Below are 440 nucleotides of genomic sequence, written 5' to 3'. Positions count from 1 at the left end.
GAATAGCTAAAATGCCGTTATGGGCGGAGAGCCGTATACATGGAGACGTGTACGTACGGTTCGGAGGCAGGCTGTCGGAAACCTACCACCGTAAGGTGGCATGGCGCCGACAGCCGAGCCTACAGATAACCGTACAGAAATTGGATAATGATCTCACGATGCTGGGCGACAAGCTGAGCAAATCATTCGGGAACGTGAAAATGGCAGGGATATGAAACGGGAAATAATCACAACGGACAGCTATGGTAGAATTACCATATCATCCGATACAGGTAATATATGGATGAATGAAATGGAGCTGGTGGAGCTGTTTGGGGTAATCGCCCCGACGCTCCGTGCCGCCATTCGTGCCGTGTACAAGTGTGGAGTTTTGAATCCTCTTGAAGCTGAAAAACGTATCAAGCTGCCCAACGGCTATTATGCGGACATGTATGCCTTGC

2 pseudogenes are annotated in these 440 nt (G+C 49.8%); both read left to right on the top strand.

Annotated elements, in window-relative coordinates:
- Positions 1–215 (top strand): annotated as a pseudogene (locus I6E24_RS16730) (hypothetical protein); the annotation flags it as partial.
- Positions 212–440: pseudogene (locus I6E24_RS16725) on the top strand (hypothetical protein); the annotation flags it as partial. The pseudogenes I6E24_RS16730 and I6E24_RS16725, both read left to right, overlap by 4 nt.

It is taken from the genome of Bacteroides caecigallinarum (genome assembly GCF_021530995.1).
Classification (GTDB): Bacteria; Bacteroidota; Bacteroidia; order Bacteroidales; family Bacteroidaceae; genus Phocaeicola; species Phocaeicola faecigallinarum.
The sequence above is the reverse complement of the archived record's forward strand: the minus strand, read 5'-3'. Positions and strand labels throughout refer to the sequence as shown.